15 protein-coding genes are annotated in these 15322 nt (G+C 74.8%); 7 read left to right on the top strand and 8 right to left on the bottom strand.

Translation table 11 applies throughout. The annotated features are described in order from the left end of the window. Window positions 1–86: 86 nt before the first annotated feature. Window positions 87–1316, top strand: a complete 1230-nt coding sequence (locus NDAS_RS10335) for an FUSC family protein (RefSeq protein WP_013153122.1) — start codon at window positions 87–89, stop codon at window positions 1314–1316. Between the two features lie 65 nt (window positions 1317–1381). On the opposite strand, the gene NDAS_RS10330 is transcribed toward NDAS_RS10335, so the two are convergent. The 4 genes from NDAS_RS10330 to NDAS_RS10315 form a co-directional block, all read right to left on the bottom strand. Further along, window positions 1382–2860, bottom strand: coding sequence for an MFS transporter (locus tag NDAS_RS10330; RefSeq protein ID WP_013153121.1), 1479 nt, complete (start codon window positions 2858–2860; stop codon window positions 1382–1384). Window positions 2861–3106: 246 nt separating this feature from the next. After that, window positions 3107–3850, bottom strand: coding sequence for a response regulator (locus tag NDAS_RS10325; protein ID WP_013153120.1), 744 nt, complete (start codon window positions 3848–3850; stop codon window positions 3107–3109). Continuing rightward, the gene (locus NDAS_RS29570; RefSeq protein ID WP_041552662.1) at window positions 3847–4995 is read right to left on the bottom strand and encodes a sensor histidine kinase; all 1149 of its coding nucleotides are present in this window, start codon (window positions 4993–4995) and stop codon (window positions 3847–3849) included. Before NDAS_RS29570 ends, NDAS_RS10325 begins: the two co-directional genes overlap by 4 nt. 26 nt (window positions 4996–5021) lie before the next feature. After that, window positions 5022–5801 carry a hypothetical protein gene (locus NDAS_RS10315; protein WP_013153118.1) on the bottom strand — a complete coding sequence of 260 codons (780 nt, stop codon included), beginning with the start codon at window positions 5799–5801 and terminating at the stop codon, window positions 5022–5024. Between the two features lie 168 nt (window positions 5802–5969). Between NDAS_RS10315 and NDAS_RS10310 the strand changes: the two genes are divergently transcribed. Then, complete coding sequence (locus tag NDAS_RS10310) at window positions 5970–6725, top strand: SAM-dependent methyltransferase (RefSeq protein ID WP_013153117.1); 756 nt, start codon at window positions 5970–5972, stop codon at window positions 6723–6725. Between the two features lie 54 nt (window positions 6726–6779). On the opposite strand, the gene NDAS_RS10305 is transcribed toward NDAS_RS10310, so the two are convergent. Then, window positions 6780–7262, bottom strand: coding sequence for a VOC family protein (locus NDAS_RS10305; protein WP_013153116.1), 483 nt, complete (start codon window positions 7260–7262; stop codon window positions 6780–6782). Between the two features lie 285 nt (window positions 7263–7547). Here NDAS_RS10305 and NDAS_RS10300 point away from each other — a divergent pair, with 285 nt between their 5' ends. Together NDAS_RS10300 and NDAS_RS10295 are read left to right on the top strand one after the other, a co-directional pair. Next, window positions 7548–8345, top strand: a complete 798-nt coding sequence (locus NDAS_RS10300; RefSeq protein WP_013153115.1) for a methyltransferase domain-containing protein — start codon at window positions 7548–7550, stop codon at window positions 8343–8345. Between the two features lie 160 nt (window positions 8346–8505). After that, window positions 8506–8913, top strand: coding sequence for a MarR family winged helix-turn-helix transcriptional regulator (locus NDAS_RS10295; RefSeq protein ID WP_013153114.1), 408 nt, complete (start codon window positions 8506–8508; stop codon window positions 8911–8913). Between the two features lie 31 nt (window positions 8914–8944). Here NDAS_RS10295 and NDAS_RS10290 read toward each other — a convergent pair whose 3' ends face one another. After that, on the bottom strand, window positions 8945–9517 hold the full coding sequence (locus tag NDAS_RS10290) for a GNAT family N-acetyltransferase (protein WP_041552659.1): 573 nt from the start codon (window positions 9515–9517) through the stop codon (window positions 8945–8947). A 300-nt stretch (window positions 9518–9817) separates the two neighbouring features. On the opposite strand from NDAS_RS10290, the gene NDAS_RS10285 reads away from it, so the two are divergent. Beyond that, a complete protein-coding gene (locus NDAS_RS10285) occupies window positions 9818–10270 on the top strand; it encodes an iron chaperone (RefSeq protein ID WP_013153112.1) in 453 nt (150 codons plus the stop codon). 48 nt (window positions 10271–10318) lie between these two features. Here NDAS_RS10285 and NDAS_RS10280 read toward each other — a convergent pair whose 3' ends face one another. Next, the gene (locus tag NDAS_RS10280; protein ID WP_041552657.1) at window positions 10319–13105 is read right to left on the bottom strand and encodes an ATP-binding protein; all 2787 of its coding nucleotides are present in this window, start codon (window positions 13103–13105) and stop codon (window positions 10319–10321) included. 137 nt (window positions 13106–13242) lie between these two features. On the opposite strand from NDAS_RS10280, the gene NDAS_RS10275 reads away from it, so the two are divergent. After that, window positions 13243–13740 (top strand): pyridoxamine 5'-phosphate oxidase family protein, encoded by a 498-nt coding sequence (locus NDAS_RS10275; RefSeq protein WP_013153110.1) that lies wholly within the window; start codon window positions 13243–13245, stop codon window positions 13738–13740. Window positions 13741–13855: 115 nt separating this feature from the next. Here the strand turns inward: NDAS_RS10275 and NDAS_RS10270 are convergent, their stop codons facing one another. Continuing rightward, window positions 13856–14485: a TetR/AcrR family transcriptional regulator gene (locus NDAS_RS10270; RefSeq protein ID WP_013153109.1), complete on the bottom strand. Its 630-nt coding sequence runs from the start codon at window positions 14483–14485 to the stop codon at window positions 13856–13858. Window positions 14486–14558: 73 nt separating this feature from the next. On the opposite strand from NDAS_RS10270, the gene NDAS_RS10265 reads away from it, so the two are divergent. Continuing rightward, window positions 14559–15284, top strand: coding sequence for a GAP family protein (locus tag NDAS_RS10265; RefSeq protein ID WP_013153108.1), 726 nt, complete (start codon window positions 14559–14561; stop codon window positions 15282–15284). The last annotated feature ends 38 nt before the right edge of the window (window positions 15285–15322 follow it).

The raw sequence follows: 15322 nt of genomic DNA, 5'->3' as shown, positions 1-15322 counted from the left end.
TCCCCTCCCCGTGCTTCGCCGTCCCCGGTCCGGGGTAGCTGCGGCCGTGGACGACGGTCGGCGAGGGAATCCGGTGGGAGGAACCCATGACGGGTCGGGACAGGGCGGGCGCGGACGGGGCCGTGGCCCGCGCACGCGCGTGGGTGAGCCGTGCGGTGGGTTCGGACGGGCACGAACGGCACACGGCGCTGTCCATCGGCAAGAGCGCCCTGGCCGCCTCGTTGGCGTGGTTCGTCGCACAGCACCTGATCCAGGCCGCCTCACCGGCCTTCGCGCCCTTCACCGCGGTCCTGATGATGCAGGTCACCGTCTACCAGTCGGTGGTCCAGTCGCTGCGCTACGTGGGCGCGGTGGCGCTGGGGATCACCGTGCAGGCCGTCCTGGGCTTCGCCGCGGGCCCGGACATGCTGACCTTCGTCGTGGTCACGCTCATCGCCCTGGTCATCGGCCGGTGGAGGCCCCTGGGCAGCCAGGGGTCCCAGGTGGTCACGGCCGCGTTCTTCGCCTTCTCCACCTTCCTGTCCTCCCAGGGCTACACCGGGCGCCTGGTGGACCTGGCCCAGATCCTGTTGCTGGTGCTCATCGGCTGCGCCATCGGCACCGCGGTCAACGTCCTCGTGCTGCCGCCCATGCGCTTTCGCAGCGCGGAGTACGCCATCCGCTCCCTCGCGCACGCCGAGTGCGACCTGATCGGGGACATCCGGCGCGGAATGGAACGGGGGGAGCTGACCGAGGACGAGGCCGAGGACTGGCGCCAGCGGGCCAACCGGCTCGCGTCGACCGTCCGGCAGACCCGTTCGGCGGTGGACACCGCCTGGGAGAGCGTCTACCTCAACCCGGCCAGGCTCCTGCGCAGACACCGCCACCACGTCGCCTTCGAGGGCTACCAGCAGTTGGTCGACGCCCTGGAGCGCACCACCCACCAGCTGGGCTCCCTGGCCCGCAGCATCCACCTGTGGAGCCGTGACGGGGAGCGCTCCGTCCACCAGGACTTCCTGAGCCTCTACGGGGACTTCCTCGCCTCGATCGCCGAGATCACCCGCGAGCTCAGCGGGTTGGACCAGGACCGGCTCGGCCCCCAGGCCAGGAGGCTGTGCCGGCTCGCGGAGCAGGCCCGGGAGCGCTACGACGACCTCGTGCGGGCCAAGGAGGGCGAGGACGCCCCGCCCTTCGACGACCTCCGGCTGCCCTACGGCGTGCTCCTGATCGAGGCGCAGCGGCTCATGGACGAGTTCCAGTACAGCTGTGACGTGATCCTGCACTACGTGGACCGCCCCGGTCCCGCGGACGGGTCCGGCGGCGCCCGCCACATCTGACCGCGGCCGTACGCCCTTCCGGGGCCGCCGCGCGACAGGCGGCCCCGGAAGGGCGGTGGCGCCGCTCAGGCGCGGCCGGACCGCCAGGCGGACAGGGCCACACCGGCGGCGGCGAGCAGGACGCCGACGGTCGCCCAGGAGAAGGCGGTGCGGTAGCCCTCGACGGAGGCGGCGACGTCACCGGAGGCGCCCGCGGCGACGGCCGCGCCGACGAGGACGGCCATGCCGGTGGCCCCGCCGAGCTGGTCGACCGAGCGCTGGACGCCGGAGGCGACCCCCGCGTCGGCCTCGGTCACCCCGTGCAGGGCGGCGTTCTGCAGGGCGATCAGGCCGACGCCCATGCCGACACCGACCAGGAGCATGCCGGGCATGGCGTCGGCCCACAGACCGCCGTCCACCGGCAGCCGCGACAACCAGGCGGTCCCGGCCGCGGCCGAGAGCAGGCCCGCGATCGCCGCCCCGGACAGGCCCAGGGCTCCGATGATCCGGCCGACCACGGTCGCCGAGACCAGGATCGCCGCGCAGAACGGCACGTACGCCAGCCCCGCCTGCATGGGGCTCATCCCCAGCACGTGCTGGAGGTAGAGCGTCACCAGCAGGAAGGAGGTCGACAGCGCCGCGCTGAGCAGCACCGTCGCCCCGTTGGCGACCAGCCTGGTGCGGTCGGCGAAGAAGGACAGCGGTACCAGCGGGTTGCGCGACCTGGCCTCGACCAGGACGAACAGCCCCATCGCCGCGGCACCCGCGAGCACGGGAACGTACACACGCGGCTCCGTCCAGGAGTGTTCCGCCGCCTGGAGCACCCCGTGCACCAGGGCCAGGGGACCGGCCGTCAGCAGCAGTCCGCCCAGGACGTCGGGGCGGCGCCGTGCGGCGCCGGTCTCGGCGGCCGGAGCGACCGGGGCCTGGGCACCCGGCACCGCGCCGCGGACGCGGTCGGGCGCGACCAGCAGCGGGACCGCGACCAGGACCACGGCGACGACGGGGAGGTTGACGAGGAAGATCCACCGCCAGTGCAGCAGCTCGGTGATCACGCCGGACAGCAGCACCCCGCCCACCAGGCCGGAGCTGGAGATGGCGCCCCAGACGCCGAGGGCCCTGGCGCGTTCCTGGGGGTCGGGGAAGAGCACGGCGATCAGCGACATCGCCGCCGGGGAGGCGAGCGCCTCACCGGCCCCCTGCCCGAAGCGGGCGGCCAGGAGCCAGGGCAGGTCCGGCGCGGCGCCCGCGACGAGCGAGGCAGCGCCGAACAGGGCGGCGCCCAGGAGCAGCATGCGCCGCCGCCCCAGCAGGTCGCAGACGCGCCCGCCGAGCAGCAGCAGGCCGCCGCCGACCAGCGTGTAACCGGCGACGACCCAGGTCAGGCCCTGCGGTCCGGCGCCCAGGTCGGCGCCGATGGAGGGCAGGGCGATGTTGACGACCGTGACGTCCACGGCGATGAGGAACTGGAGCATCGACACCGCGGCGAGCGCCCACCAGCGGCGGGCAGCGGCGGGGCGCTCCCGGCGGCCTGAGCGCGCGTCGGGAGTTCGGAAGGAGTTCATGATGGCCGATCGGGTCGGACCCGCGTCGAGGCGGGCCGGGAAACGGAAGGGAAGCCGTTCCGCCCGCGCGGTACGCCAAGCGGGCCCCGCCCGTCCTCCCAGGACCGGGCGCGGCGCGCGGCGGGCGCGGACGCCCGCCTACTCCGTGACTGCGACTGCCATCATGCGCGGCAGTCTAGACCCTGCCGCCGGGTCGGCGCACCGGAAATACCCGGCCGCTCCATGTGCCGCCCCGGGCCGGAGCGCTCAACACGGCTCCCCGTCACGGGGTCCCCCGGCCCCGGGACGCCGGTCGCCCACCAGGCCCGTCTCGTAGGCGGTGATCACCAGCTGCGCGCGGTCGCGCGCCCCGAGTTTGGCCCGCAGCCGCCCGATGTGCGTCTTGACCGTGGCCAGGCTCAGGTGCAGGTGCTCGGCCAGTTCGGTGTTGGACAGGCCGCGGGCGATCAGCCCGAGGACCTCCACCTCGCGGTCCGTGACGCCGTCGAGGGCGCGGGCCGGAGGGCGTCCCGGCTCGGGGAGGCGGGCGAACTCGGAGATGAGCCTCCGGGTGACCGAGGGGGCCAGCAGGGCGTCCCCCGCGGCGACGACGGTGATGGCGTCCAGGACCCGCGACGGCGGCGTGTCCTTCAGCAGGAAGCCCGCCGCGCCCGCGCGGAGGGCGGCGTAGACGTACTCGTCCAGGTCGAAGGTGGTGAGGATGAGGACGCGGACGCCCGCCGTCGCGGGATCGGCGCAGATACGCCGGGTGGCACCGATGCCGTCCAGCCCGGGCATGCGGATGTCCATGAGGACGACGTCGGGCCGTTCGCGGCGGGCGAGTTCCACGGCCTCGGCTCCGTCGGCGGCCTCGCCGACGGCGCTCAGCCCGGGGGTGTGGTCGACCAGGACGCGGAAACTGCCGCGGACCATCGCCTGGTCGTCGGCGACGAGGACGCGCGTGACCCCGGTGCCCTCTCCGGCCCCCGTCGCCCGCGTCGGTCGGGTCACGGCGTGCTCTCCTGTCCGGTCGGCAGTCGTACGGCCACCGCGAAACCGCCCTGCGGACGGGGTCCCGCGGTGAAAGCGCCCCCGCACATCATCGCCCGTTCCCGCATGCCCAGGAGGCCGTGTCCGCCCGTGGGACCCCCGGGCGGGCGACGGGAGCCCTCCGCGGGCCCCTCGTCGACCACCTCGATGTCGACCGCCGCGCCGTCCGAGGCGACGGTCACCTCGCACCGGGTCGGAGCCGCGTGCCGGACCGCGTTGGTCAGGGCCTCCTGCACGATCCGGTACGCCATGAGGCGGGTGCCCTCCGGAACACCCCGCATGCCGCGGACCGTCAGGCGCACGTCGACCCCGGCCCTGCGGGCGTCCCGCGCGAGTCCGTCGAGACCGTCCAGGCCCGGCGCCGGGGCCAGCGGGGCCTGTTCGGTGCGCAGCACCCCCAGGGCGCGGCGCATCTCCGTCAGAGCGGACCTGCTGGCCTCCTCGATGTCCCTGAGCGCGACCCGGGCCTCGCGTGGGTCAGCCTCCGCCACGTGTGCGGCCACACCCGCTCTGACGGCGATCAGGCCGAGGTTGTGCGAGACGACGTCGTGCAGGTCGCGGGCGATGCGCAGCCGTTCCTCGGTCAGCGCCCGCTCGGCCCGCCGCCGCCCCCGGGCCCGGTGGGAGCGCACGGCGAAGCCCGCCGCCCAGGCGCCGCCGACCACCAGCACCACCAGGGAGGCCAGGCCGACCGCGTCCTGCCGGTCCCCCGCCGGGGTGACGACCGCCTCCCCGACGTACACTCCGGCGGCGGCCGTCGCCAGCGCGGCGACCAGGGCCGGGACCGCACGGCGGGCCGGCTCGGCCAACCCCACCAGGTAGGCGGCCAGACCCGCCGCGGTGTAGGGCTCCCGGGTCAGGTCCAGGAGGGTGGCGGCGGTGAGGGCGGCCATTACCGTGCCCAGCACGGGCAGCGGCCAGCGGCGGCGGACCGCGACGGGCAGGCCCACGGCCGCGGCGACGGCCCAGGGGAGCCAGACCGGGCCGTCGTAGGCGGGTTGCCCGTCGACCGGGGACAGGTGCGCGAATCCGGCGTAGACCGCGGTCAGGACGAGGGCCGCCGCCAGGTCGGCGGCGTACGCGTGGCGGCCGGTGATGCGGTGCATCGCCCGACAGTACCGGCCCACTCCCCTCAACCCGCCTGCCCGAACGCGAACATCAGTCCCAGGGTGCCCAGCGCGACCAGGCCCCAGAGCACCACCGCTGAGCGGCGGGGCCGCGGTCCCTCGCGCAGCAGAGCCAGCCCCAGCGGCAGCAGGGCGACGGCCAGACCGGCCAGGGCCACCAGCGACCACGGTGTGGTTCCCTTCAGTACGCCCAGCGGCAGGGCCGCCGTCAGCGCGAGGGCGAACGCGCGGACCGGGCCCAGCACCCGTGTGCGCCAGGCGCCGAGCGCGAGCACGACCCAGCCGGACAGGACGGCGAGGTTCAGGACGGAGAGGATCTGGAAGGCCCCGTAGGTGTCGGAGACGATCCGCGTGGCGGTCGCGGCGCCCTCGGCGACGACCAGCCGGAAGGCCATGTGGTCCGCTCCGGCGTGGAAGGTACGGGCGAACAGGCCGGACATCGCCAGCAGCCCGCCCCACAGTCCCCATCCCGGACCGCGTGCGCCGACACGGGCGGCGAGCACGGCCACGGCGGGCCACAGCAGCAGGTTGCCGACCGCGAAGAGGGCGTACGCGGTGGCCGTCAGGCCGGAGTGCCGCTCGTACGCGGCGAGCTGCCCGGGGAAGAAGAAGTCGAAGCGGACGCGCAGCAGGGCCCCGGCCAGCATCAGCAGGGGCCCCAGAACCATGGCGACGCCGCCCACCCAGCGGCCGGGGAAGGCGTCCGCGCGTTCCACGGGGAGTACGCGGCCCGGGCCGCTCGCGGCGTGCGGGGTGCCGTGGGTGGTGCGTGGTGGAGGAGTCATGCCCCGACGATGCCCCGCCGGGCCTGTCCTCGGCGTCGGACCGGGGGCTGGATCCAGGCGTCAGACCCGGGTATGACCGGCGGGCCCGGCGCGCCGACAGGGTCCTCGCGGGGCGCGCGGCCCCGGAAACCGATGGACGGGCCGCGGCTCCCCCGCCAGGGTGTTCGGATGACCACACCGCCCGTGCCTCCCCTGTACCGCGACGTCGACTTCAACGGCCCGCTCTCCGACGCCCGAGCCGCCGGACTCATCCGCGACCTGGGCCGCCTGGAGGGCAGACGGATCGTGGACATCGGCTGCGGCTGGGCCGAACTGCTGCTGCGCGCCCTGGAGAGCGAGCCGACCGCCACCGGGTTCGGCATCGACCTCGACGAGCAGGCCGTGGAGCACGGGCGCGCCAACGCCGTGGCCCGGGGCCTGGCCGACCGCGTCGAACTCGCGGTCGGGGACGCGGGCGCCTGGTCCGGCACGCACGCGGACGTGGTGGTCAACAACGGCGCCAGCCACGTGTGGGGCGGCGACCCTGTGACGCACACCGTCAACGCCCTGGAGGCGGTCGCCGGTCTGCTCCGGCCCGGCGGCCGGTTCCTGTTCGGTGAGTGCTTCTGGCTGCGCGATCCGACGCCCGGGGAGCTGGAGGCCATGACCGACATCCCCCGCGCCCAGTACCGGTCGCTGCCCGACCTGGTGGACCTCGCCCTCTCCCACGGCTTCCGGCTGCGGGCGCTGTCGCAGGCCACCCTGGAGGAGTGGGACGACTTCGAGTCCCGGCACGCCCGGGGTTGGGAGGAGTGGCTGGAGCGCAACCCCGGCTCCCCCGGTGCCGACGAGGTCCGGGCCAGGGCCGACCGGCACCGGCACTTCTGGCTGCGCGGCACCCGGGAGACGCTCGGCTTCGCCTACCTGTCCCTCGCCCGGGTCTGAGGCCGGACGCGGCCGTCCGCGCCGCCGTCTCCCGGCGCGGACGGCCGCCGCGGGTCAGGCCGCGTCCGCGGCCCTCCGGATCTCGGGCAGGTCGATCCGGCCCATCTTGAGCATGGCCTGCATGGCGCGTCCGGCCCGGCCGGGATCGGGGTCGGCCAGCAGGTCGTCCAGCTCGGCCGGGAAGACCTGCCAGGAGAAGCCGAAGCGGTCCTTGAGCCAGCCGCACTGGCCCTCCTCGCCGCCCTCGCCGAGCTTCGCCCAGTAGTGGTCGGACTCCTCCTGGCTGTCGCAGATCACCTGGAGGGAGACCGCCTCCGAGAAGGTGAACTCCGGGCCCCCGTTGAGCGCGGTGATCTGCTGGCCGTCGATCTCGAAGTCCACGGTCAGCACCATGTCGGCGGGCCGGGGCCCGTCGGGGCCGAAGTGCCGGACCCGCAGGATGCGCGAGTTGTCGAACAGGCCCACGTAGAAGCGGGCCGCCTCCTCGGCGCGGGTGTCGAACCACAGGCAGGGGGTGATCTTGTTGAGCCGTGTCATGGTCTGGTCCTCTCGGTGTGCGGCGCGGCCCTGCGCGCGTCCGCCCTATCCGTGATGACGCGTCCGGGCGGCGGAACTCATCGGCCCGGGCGGGGTTTTTCCCAGGAGTTTCGCCCCTCTCGCCCGTTCCGTGGCCGGTCGCCTCCGCGGCCCCGGGAGGCACCCCTCCGAACAGGGCACCCCACCCCTTGTCTCATATGGCGAGAATGGAATCTCATTCAAAGAGATATCGGTGTAGGGTCCCAGGTGTTCGCTCCCGCCTGCGACCCATGAGAGGGCGTTCCGATGACGCGCTACACCCACGGCCAGCACCCCACGGTCACCGACTCCTACCGCTGGCGCAACGCGGAGAACTCCGCCGCCTACGCCCTGGACCGGATGGTCCCCGGCCGCTCGCTGCTGGACGTGGGCTGCGGCCCGGGCAGCATCACCGCCGACCTCGCCCGCAGGGTCGCCCCCGGGCGGGTCACCGCCGTGGACGCCTCGGCCGAGGCCGTCGAACTGGCCCGCGCCAGCGCGCGGGAGGCCGGAGCGGACAACATCGAGTTCCGGGTCGGCGACGTCCACGACCTGGACCTGCCCGACGACGCCTTCGACGTCGTCCACGCCCACCAGGTCCTCCAGCACGTGGCCGACCCGGTCCGGGCCCTGGCCGAGATGCGCCGCGTGGCCAGGCCGGGCGGGGTCGTGGCCGCCTGCGACAGCGATTATTCAGGGATGTACTGGTACCCGCGCCTGCCCGAGCTGGACGCGTGGATGGACCTGTACCAGCGCGTCGCGCGCGCCAACGGCGGCGAGCCCGACGCGGGGCGGCGCATGGCCTCCTGGGCCCGCGAGGCCGGGTTCGAGGACGTCACCTACGTGGCCGAGGTGTGGAACCACTCCTCCCCCGAGCGCCGCGCCTGGTGGGGCGGCATGTGGTCCCGGCGCATCCTGGAGTCGGACATGGGCCGCCAGGCGGTCGCGGAGGGCCACGCCACCCGGGAGGAGCTGGAGCGCATCTCGGCGGGCTGGACGACCTGGAGTCAGGACCCCGACGGGGTGTTCGTGGTCCCGCGCGGCGCGATCCTGTGCCGGGCCTGACCCGCCACGAGGGGTCCGCGGCCCGGGCGCGCCTCCCGCCGCCCCCGGGCCCCCGCGCGCCGACACCGCCGCCGGTCGTTGGCGGTGCGCCGTGCGGCGATCTATCTTCGACGTGTCTCGAAGAGTGGACGCCCGCGCAGTCCCCGCTGGAGGGAGCACCATGTCCGACCTGCCGATCGGCTACTGGCTCAAGCACCTGGACCGGCTCATCGAGAACGACCTGGACCGGACCCTGGCCGCGGAGTCGCTGGGGCGCCGCCACTGGCAGGTGCTCCACTCCCTGCACACCGACCCCGGCACGATCGCCGACCTGGACCGCAGGCTCGCCGCGTTCCTGGACGAGGACGAGTACAGCGTCACCCCGGTGGTGGAGGAGCTGCGTCGGCGCGGTTGGGTGGAGGGCCTGGTCTCCCTGAACCTCAGCACGGCGGGAGAGGCCGCGCACGAGACCCTCTTCGCCAGGGTCGACGAGGCCCGCCGCCGTATCTCGCGGGGGATCAGCGACGAGGAGTACCGGACCGCGGTCGACGTGCTGGAGCGGATGTCGGCCAACCTCGAACAGGGTTGACGCGGCCGGACCCCGCCCGGCCGCGTCCCGGTCAGGGGGCGGGCAGTTCCCGGGTGAGCTCGACGAAGGCCAGATCCGCGCGCTTGGGCAGACCGAAAGTCGCGTCACCGTAGGGGAAGGGTTCGGTCTTGCCGGTGTTGGTGTAGCCGCGGCGCTCGTACCAGGCGATCAGCTCCGGGCGCTGCTTGAGCACCTTCATCCGCATCAGGCGGCAGCCCCACTCGCGCACCGCCGTGTCCTCGGCCTCGGCCAGGACCCGCTTGCCCAGGCCCCCGCCCTGGATGCCGGGCCGCACCGAGAACATACCGAAGTAGGCGCCGTTGACGCCGCGCTGGAGCTCGCAGCAGGCCACGATCCGACCCTCGGCCTCGGCGACCAGCACGATCGTGTTGGTGCGCGCCAGCAGCTCGGCCATGCCCCCGGCGTCCACGCGCTGGCCGTCGAGCAGGTCGGCCTCGGTGGTCCAGCCCTGCTTGGATGAGTCGCCGCGGTAGCAGGAGTTGACCAGCTCGACGAGCTCGGGGACGTCATCGGTGACGGCGGTCCTGTAGACCAGGTCGGTCCAGGGCCCCGAAGCCGTCTCACTGCTGGTGGTCACACGCATCTCCCCTGTTGGTTCCGGCCGCTGGCACCCCCAGTATCGGCCACCGGACATAGCGAAGAACACAGACCCCTGGGGCAAGAGGGGCGCAAGGGGCATCCGGATCACGGCGGCGGAGGAACACCGTGCAAGGGGATCCCGGCGCCGTGTGAGCGCGGGGCCGCCACCGACCCCGTGGTCCGTGGTGGTTTCCGTGGTCAGCACGGAGGCGCCGCGCACCCCCGCCGGGAGAGGCTGTGGACACGGAGGCCGGCACGGCCGCACACACCGGGCCGACCGCGGCCCGCAACCGAGGGAGTGACCATGACCAGCACCGCCAACGGCACGTACGAGGGGTTCTCGGCCGAGGAACGGGCCGCGATGAAGGACCACGCCCGGGAGCAGAAGAAGGCGGCGCGCCGCGCCTCGCGCGCGGAGAAGGCGGCGGAGGCGGAGCGCGACGTGCTCGCCAAGATCGCCGGGATGCGGGACTCGGACCGGGTCATGGCCGAGCGCGTCCACGCCGTCGTCATGGCCAACGCCCCGGCCCTCGCGCCGAAGCTCTGGTACGGGATGCCCGCCTACGCGCTGGACGGCAAGGTCGTCTGCCACTTCCAGGGCGCGGCCAAGTTCGGGACGCGCTACGCGACGCTCGGGTTCAGCGACCTGGCCCAGCTGGACGAGGGCACGATGTGGGCGACCGGTTTCGCCCTGACCGAGGTGACGGACGAGACGGAGGCGCGCATCGCCGAACTGGTGAGGCGTGCGGTGAGCTGAGGCGCGGTCACCGGGTTCACGCGGTCACCGGCCCCGGCCCCCGCGCGCTCACCGGCCGGGCGTGAGGCCGAGGCCGGTGAGCGCGGCCCCGCCGGCGGCGGCGTGCTCACCCCCGGCGAGCACCAGCGTGCGCGCCGCCTGGTAGCGGCAACCGGCCGCGTCGAACGCCGCGGCGGCGGCGAGCTGCCCCGCCGGGTCGCCGTCGAGCAGCGCCTCCGCGCGGTCCACCTGGGCACCGGCGACCGTGTTGCCGGTGACCACGGCCCTGGCGGAGGCGATCCGCTCCCGGGCCTTGGGGTGCCCGGCGAGCACCGCCGCCTCCGCCCTGAGCGCCACGTACCAGTGGAGCCAGACCCAGCACACCCACTTCCACACCCGGTCCGGCTCCGGTTCGACGCGTTCCAGGGCGGACTCCGCGTCCCCGTGGTGGAGCAGGACCATGGTGTCGAAGACCGCGCCGTAGCCCAGGCGGTGGTCGGCCTCGGACCCGGCCCGGTCGACGATCGCGAGCCAGTCCGCCCGTGCATCGTGGTCGCCGCGCAGGCCGTGGACCATCGCGACCGACGCGGCGGCGGGCCCCAGGGAGCGCGTCCGCGGTCGGCCGTTCTGCTCCCACGCGTCGAGGAACCTCGTGCTGCCGGTGAGCACCCCGTCGACGTCGCCGCTGAACGCGTCCGCGACCAGGAGCCAGGACGTGGCGCTGTGGCCCGCCTCGGCCAGCAGCGGGTGGTCGGCGAGCTGCCTGCCCCACCGGCGGGCCTCCGGCAGCCGCCCCACGCCGAGGGAGGTTCCGGCGGCCATGGCCAGGGCGTCCATCAGCTCGTGCGTGCTGGCGGGGGTCGGCGGTCGCGGGGCCAGGATGTCGACCCTGCGCCGGGAGGCGGCCGCACCGGCGAAGGCGTTCCCGGCCCAGCTCTGGGCGCCCGAGAGCGCGTCCAGGGCGGCGGACTCGGCCACCGGGTCGCCCGCGCCACGGGCGAGCGCGACCGCCCGTTCGGCGCTCTCGACCGTCTCCCCGGCGGTGTTGTCCGGATCCCCCTGGACCGCGCCGAACGCGTCCGCGACCACCGCCGCCTCGGCCAGCGCGACGGCGGCCCGGGCGGCCGGGGCGTCGCCGGACAGCTCCCGCGCCCGCGCGAGCGTGTCCCTCACCTCCTCCACGGCGGGAAGCCGCGTGAACGAGCTGGAGAACCGGTACGCGACGGTGGCGGCGGCCGCCAGGTCGCGGCCCGCGCCCGCGGTGTCCCCGGCCCGGAGGGCGGCGTGCGCGGCGGCACGGTGCAGGCGGTACATGTCGTCGTCGAGGCCGCGGCATCCGGCCACCGCGGCGGCCTGGCGCAGCGCGTCGGCGACGGCGCCGGTGTCGGCGAGCCGCGCCGCCTGCTCGAACCGCTGCTGGGCCTCGCCGAGCAGGGTGCGGGTGAAGGACAGCTCGGCCACGGCGCGGGCGAGCCGGTGGGCGTCCGCGCGCTGTTCGGGCTGGTCGCAGGCCCAGGTGAGGGCGGCCCGCATGTCCTCCGCCACGGCGTCGAAGCGGGCGCGCCAGTCCGCGCCCGCGGTCGCGGTGAGGGCGGCCGCACCGGCCAGGCACCAGTCCAGGTGCCGGGAGCGGACGCGCGTCAGCTCGCCGGTGTCGGCGAGCCGCTCCGCCCCGTACTGGCGGATGGTCTCCAGCGCGTGGTAGCGGGTGCCGGTCGCGGACGGTGTCACGGAGAGCAGGCTGTGCTCGGCGAGTCTGCCGAGCCCGTCGACGACCGAGGCCGGATCCAGCGGGGCGAACCCGGCGACCCCGGCGGCGGCCTCGGGGGTGAACGGCGCGACGAACAACGACACCCGGCGCAGCAGGGCCCGGTCCCCCGGCTCCAACAGGTCGTGGCTCCAGTCCAGCACCGCCCGCACCGACCGGTGCCTGTCGTCGGCCCGGGAACCGCCGGTGAGGACCCGCAGCTGGTCGGAGAGCCCGGCGGCGAGTCCGTCCAGCCCCAGCGTCGAGCACCGCGCCGCCGCCAGTTCGATGGCCAGCGCCATGCCGCCGAGCCGTTCGCAGACGGCCACGACCTCCTCGCTCGCGGCGGGCCCCTGCGGCCAGCCGCCCACGGCCGCCCGGTCCATGAACAGGGCCACCGCGTCCGACTCCTCGCCGCCGTCCCGCGACAGCGGCGGGACCGGGAGGACACGCTCGAACGGCACCATCAGCCGGGCCCGGCTCGTCACGAGCACCCGCAGCCGCGGGCAGGCCGCCAGCAGCCGCTCCAGGAACGGCGTCACCCCGTCGCGCACGTGTTCGCAGTTGTCCAGGACCAGCAGGGCCCGGCGGTCCGCCAGCGCGGCAAGGACCGTGTCGTCGACGCCGCTTCCGGGCTGCTCGCCCACACCCACGGCCGCCGCGACCGCGGCCCCCACGCGGCCCGGTTCGGTGACCGGGACCAGGTCGACGAACCACACCCCGTCGGCGAAGTCGTCGGCCACGTCCGCCGCCACGGCCAGGGACAGGCGCGTCTTGCCCACCCCGCCCGGCCCGACCACGGTCACCAGCCGGTGCGACGTCACAGCCCCGGCCAGTTCCCGGCGCTCGCGGACCCGGCCGACGAACGACGTCAACGGCGCGGGCAGGGCGGGCGCCGACCGCTCGCGCGCGGCGCGTGCGGAGGCGGTCGCGTGCCGGGCGAGCGCCCGCCGGTCCGGCAGCGCCAGTTTGCGCAGGAGCGAGGAGACGTGCGACTCGACGGTGCGCACCGACAGGACCAGGCGCGCGGCGATCTCCGCGTTGCTGAGGTGCTCTCCGAGGAGGGCGAGTACTTCGGCTTCCCGAGCCGAGACCACTGGACTGGACACCGACTCATTATGGGTGGTGGTTTCCGTGGCCGGCACGGAGGCGGTCCGCGCCCCGGCCGGGGGAGGCTGGGACCACGGCGATCGCACCCGGCCGAAGCCGCCGGGCCGACCGCGAACCACGACCACGGGGAGTGACCGTGACCAGCTCTCACGCGCAGGAGACCACGACGGCGCCGCGTCCGGCGGGCGACCGGCCCCGCTCCGGCGCCCGGCGCCGCCGCGACACCGAGGAGCGGCTCGCCCGCGACGTCGACGTCTGGGTGGCCAGCGCCTCGGAGGACGGCGTGCCCCACCTGGTGCCGCTGTCCTTCGACTGGGACGGCGAGTCGCTGTTGGTGGCCACCGCGGCGGACAGCCCCACCGGCAGGAACCTGGCCGCCACCCGCACCGTCCGGCTGGGGCTGGGCGGCACCCGCGACGTGACCATGGTCGAGGGCCGGGTCGAGGTCCTCGGGATGGACGCGCTGACGCGGGAGCGGGGCGACCGGTTCGCTGAGAGGACGGGCTTCGACCCGCGCGCGCTGGCCGCGCCCTACCTCTGGTTCCGCGTCACGCCGCGCCGCGTCCAGGCCTGGCGCGAGGTGAACGAGATGTCCGGACGCGAGCTGATGCGCGACGGCCGCTGGCTGGTCTGACGCCGAGGCCGGACGCACCGCCCGGCCCGGGCCGGGCGGCGTGAGGTCCCCGGAGCCCGGGGTGCGGCCGACCGGGGCGCGGTGGGCCGCTTCGTGTCCCCCGCACGCCGGCCGCTCAGGAGGCCTGGCGGTGCAGCCAGGCCTCCTCGGTGCGGGCCAGGAAGGCGCGCAGCTCCCGCCGCGCCCCCTCGGGGCCCTTCATGCCCGGGGTGACCATCAGCTGGAGGGCGAGCCCGTCCACCTGGGTGTGCAGGTACCCGGACCACTCCTCGACCCACGGGTCGGGGTGGGGCTGGAAGGGATCCTCCACCGGCTGCCCGGTGAGGGCGGCGACCAGGAGCCGGTAGAGCCTGCGCTGGCTGTTCCAGCGCTGTTCCCGGTCGCGGTCGTACTCCCCCAGCAGCCCGGCGGCCTCCCAAGCGCGGTACTCCGCGCGGCGGGTCGCGTCCAGGGGCAGGAGCTGTTCGGCGTACTCGGCCATGCGGTCCAGGAGCGGGGCGTTCGGGTCCTGGGTGCCGTTCAGGGCCGTCACGCGCGCGGTGACGCGTTCCTCGGACAGGTTCATGGCGAAGACGAGCAGGTCCTCGCGCGTCTGGAAGTAGTGGCGCAGGGCTCCGGGGGACCAGCCCGCCTCGGCGGCGACGGAGCGGATGGACACGGCGGCCGGGCCGGACTCGGCGATGACCCGCCACAGGGCCTCGGCCAGCTCCCGGCGGCGCTGTTCGTGGTCGACGATCTTGGGCACCTCCCCTTTCTAGCACATGTGTGTTATTTTATTTGGCACAGCCGTGTGAAAACGAGAGCGGGAGGAGACCACCATGCCGTCACTGGAAGTGCTGTTGCCGGTCGCCGGACTGGCGCTGCTGGACACCCTGAGCCCCGCCACCATCGGGGTCTCGCTGTACGTGTTACTCAGCGGGGCGCGGTCGGTGGCCCGCCCCCTGTTCGTCTACCTGGCCACCGTGGCCGCCTTCTACTTCGCCCTGGGCTGCGCGCTCATGCTCGGCCTCGGCTTCGCGTTCGAGGCCCTGGACGACATCGCCGACAGCCCCGTCCTGGGCTGGGTGATGGTGGTGCTGGGCGGGGGCATGCTCGCCTACGCGCTGTTCATGCCGAGCGGACCTCGCCGACAGCGCAGGCCCGCCTCGCTGCGCACCGGCGCGATGGTCGCACTGGGCCTGGCCACCGGCCTGCTGGAGGGCGGCACCGCGCTGCCCTACTTCGGCGCCATCGGCATCATGACCACCGCCGGGCTCTCCGCCGCGGCCTGGGTGCCGCTGCTGGCGGCCTACAACGTCGTCATGGTGCTCCCGCCGATCCTGCTCTACCTGGCCCACCGTGCCTTCGGCGAGCGGCTGCGGCCCCGGATGGAGCGCTGGCGCACCAAGGTCGAGTCCGGCTCCCGGGAGGCCCTGGGCTGGATCATCGGCATCGTCGGCTTCCTGGTCCTGCGGCACGGGCTGTGGCTCGCGGGGGTCTTCGACGGGGCCATCAGCCTCGGACCCGTCACCTTGGAGGCCGCCGCCCTGCTGGGCGGCCTGTGACCGAAGGCCCGCGGCGCGGCGGCTCCGACGCGGGGTGG

The sequence above is a fragment of the Nocardiopsis dassonvillei subsp. dassonvillei DSM 43111 genome (assembly GCF_000092985.1).
Classification (GTDB): Bacteria; Actinomycetota; Actinomycetes; order Streptosporangiales; family Streptosporangiaceae; genus Nocardiopsis; species Nocardiopsis dassonvillei.
This window is presented reverse-complemented; position numbering and strand designations above follow the sequence as displayed.

Bases quoted from the DNA above. Each gene is read 5' to 3' on its own strand.
- NDAS_RS10335 (WP_013153122.1), top strand. From the start codon at position 87: ATGACGGGTCGGGACAGGGCGGGCGCGGACGGGGCCGTGGCCCGCGCA.
- NDAS_RS10330 (WP_013153121.1), bottom strand. From the start codon at position 2,860: ATGAACTCCTTCCGAACTCCCGACGCGCGCTCAGGCCGCCGGGAGCGC.
- NDAS_RS29570 (WP_041552662.1), bottom strand. From the start codon at position 4,995: ATGCACCGCATCACCGGCCGCCACGCGTACGCCGCCGACCTGGCGGCG.
- NDAS_RS10315 (WP_013153118.1), bottom strand. From the start codon at position 5,801: ATGACTCCTCCACCACGCACCACCCACGGCACCCCGCACGCCGCGAGC.
- NDAS_RS10310 (WP_013153117.1), top strand. From the start codon at position 5,970: ATGACCACACCGCCCGTGCCTCCCCTGTACCGCGACGTCGACTTCAAC.
- NDAS_RS10305 (WP_013153116.1), bottom strand. From the start codon at position 7,262: ATGACACGGCTCAACAAGATCACCCCCTGCCTGTGGTTCGACACCCGC.
- NDAS_RS10300 (WP_013153115.1), top strand. From the start codon at position 7,548: ATGACGCGCTACACCCACGGCCAGCACCCCACGGTCACCGACTCCTAC.
- NDAS_RS10295 (WP_013153114.1), top strand. From the start codon at position 8,506: ATGTCCGACCTGCCGATCGGCTACTGGCTCAAGCACCTGGACCGGCTC.
- NDAS_RS10290 (WP_041552659.1), bottom strand. From the start codon at position 9,517: ATGCGTGTGACCACCAGCAGTGAGACGGCTTCGGGGCCCTGGACCGAC.
- NDAS_RS10285 (WP_013153112.1), top strand. From the start codon at position 9,818: ATGACCAGCACCGCCAACGGCACGTACGAGGGGTTCTCGGCCGAGGAA.
- NDAS_RS10265 (WP_013153108.1), top strand. From the start codon at position 14,559: ATGCCGTCACTGGAAGTGCTGTTGCCGGTCGCCGGACTGGCGCTGCTG.